Consider the following 2142-nt stretch of genomic DNA (forward strand, 5'->3'; position numbering starts at 1 on the left):
GCCGTCGATGACGACGTCAAGTCCGCGGACGACCCCAACGTCGCCACCCGGAGCTCACCGTCACGACGATCGCGTGCTGCGCCGGGTCTGCACTGTTCTCTGCTTGAAAAGTATCTCACCAAGAGATACATTCCAAGCATGAGGTCGATGGAGGCGCTGCTCAAGTTTGCGGAGCTGTCCGCCCATCAGTGGGGGATGGCGACGACAGCCCAGTGCGCGCTGAACGGCGTGACGCGTCTTCACCTCGCGCGGCTCACCAATGCCGGGCACCTGAAGCGTCTGGCCCATGGCGTGTACATGGCTGCAGGTGCGTCCGGCGACGACAACGATGACCTGCGCGCGGCCTGGCTGAGCACGGATCCCATTGCCCTGGGCGAGGTGCGAATCAAGGATCGAGTCCATGGAGTGGTCGTGGCCGGGTCGTCTGCTGCACGGCTTCACGACATCGGTGACCTGTGGGCCGATCGTCACGAGTTCGTCTCACCGGCTCGTCGCCAGACTCAGCGCCCTGAGATCCACTTCCGGCAGCGAGTCCTGGACGAGCAGGACATCACCCTGGTGGAGGGACTTCCCGTGATGACCATGGAGCGCACACTCGCTGACCTTGTGGAGAGCGTCGGCGATCTCAGCCTCGTGGCAGATGCCCTCCGTGACGCCTCGGGCAAACGGGACCTCGCATTCGACCGGCTGCGCCAGCTCCTTGCCCCGCTCGCCGAGCGCAACGGGTTCCCCAAGGGTGCCGGAGCAGCGCTGCTCCAGCGCATGATGGTGATTGCGGGCGTCAACACGGAGTCGGTCGCACGCCGACTCGCAGCCGACGCACGTCTCGGTGCCAGCGTTGCAGCGCACTATGTCGATGGTCTCGGCGGCGCCGAACTGGAACGCCTGGCCGTGACCCCTGAAATGCAACAGGTGATCCGGTCACTTCAAGACGCCGTCGCCGTCACGCTCCGTGACGCGAATCCCGAGCTCTCCGACACGATTGACATCGAGGAGCTCTCCCGCCGTGTCTCAGCAAAGGTACTCAACGGTCATGCCATGAAGGAGATCAGTCGGGCATGGGCCACTTCGCTGCGAGCCAGCACACCTCCTGAGCCTGCCATGACCGGAGCCGTCGCCCATGACTGAGCCCGGTGTGTATGTCAGCGCCGCGGGAGTCGAGGCAGCGATCAAAGATGCCGCGAAGCGAGCGGCAGCCGCTGATCCAACGCTTGATGCTGGCAAGCGGATCCACCTTGAGTACTTCAACCGCTTCCTCAGCCGAGTGTTCTCCGAGGGGGAGGGTTCCGGCTGGGTCCTCAAGGGTGGCACGGGCATCCTCGCGCGGGTTCCGTCTGCACGTTCCACCCGGGACATTGATCTGTGCCGGGCCGGGGACGCACTCGGCCCGGCTCTCACCGACCTGACGCGCCTGGCCGCGATCGACCTCCACGACCACTTCACCTTCGAGTACGCGCACCACTCCGACTCCATCGGCGCCGACACGCAGCCTTACTCCGAGGGCTATCGCGTCAGGTTCAACGTCCATGTCGGTCTCAGCGCGAGGGGCTCGCTGCAGATTGACCTCGCGGTCGGGGCGGGTGTCACAGGCCAGATCATCACAACAGCACCCGCGAACGCGCTCGACCTGCCCAAGCTCGTGAGTCATCCGTATCGGCTCTTTCCGGTGGTCGATCAGATCGCAGACAAGGTCTGTGCGACCGTCGCGTCGTACAACGGCAGCCCGTCAAGCCGCGAAAAGGATCTTGTCGACCTCGTGGTGTTCGCGACGACACAGGACATCGACGGCCGTGCCCTTCGCCGCGCGATTGTCACCGAGGCAAGGCGTCGTCGGATGGAGCCAATCGACACGTTCACCGTTCCGTCGATGTGGGGCTCCGGATACGCCAAGCTCAGCAAGACAGTCCCGCATTGCCATGCCTTTGCCACTGTCGCGCTCGCCCGCGATCTGGTCTCCCGCTTCATCGACCCGTCCTTGACGGGCTTGGCAGACAACAGGACGTGGAGTCATCGCGCCTTGACGTGGCAGTGAAAACAGCTTCTGGCCGAGTCAGTCGCGTGCCGCGGCGCCCGATGCGGTGACGGCGAACGAGACCGGAGGAGTGAGTCGCGCCGCTTCGAACGCCGCCTTGATCGCTTTCG

At 64.7% G+C, this 2142-nt stretch carries 2 protein-coding genes; both read left to right on the forward strand.

The genetic code is table 11. The features are described from left to right. The first annotated feature begins 138 nt into the window (after positions 1-138). A complete protein-coding gene (locus N802_RS19790) occupies positions 139-1128 on the forward strand; it encodes a type IV toxin-antitoxin system AbiEi family antitoxin domain-containing protein (protein ID WP_156971533.1) in 990 nt (329 codons plus the stop codon). Beyond that, a complete protein-coding gene (locus N802_RS19070) occupies positions 1121-2032 on the forward strand; it encodes a nucleotidyl transferase AbiEii/AbiGii toxin family protein (RefSeq protein ID WP_084072364.1) in 912 nt (303 codons plus the stop codon). Before N802_RS19790 ends, N802_RS19070 begins: the two co-directional genes overlap by 8 nt. Positions 2033-2142 lie beyond the last annotated feature (110 nt).

Source organism: Knoellia sinensis KCTC 19936 (assembly GCF_000768705.1).
Lineage (GTDB): Bacteria > Actinomycetota > Actinomycetes > Actinomycetales > Dermatophilaceae > Knoellia > Knoellia sinensis.

Excerpts from the sequence above, each read along its gene's own strand:
- N802_RS19790 (WP_156971533.1), top strand. The coding sequence starts at position 139 with ATGAGGTCGATGGAGGCGCTGCTCAAGTTTGCGGAGCTGTCCGCCCAT.
- N802_RS19070 (WP_084072364.1), top strand. The coding sequence starts at position 1,121 with ATGACTGAGCCCGGTGTGTATGTCAGCGCCGCGGGAGTCGAGGCAGCG.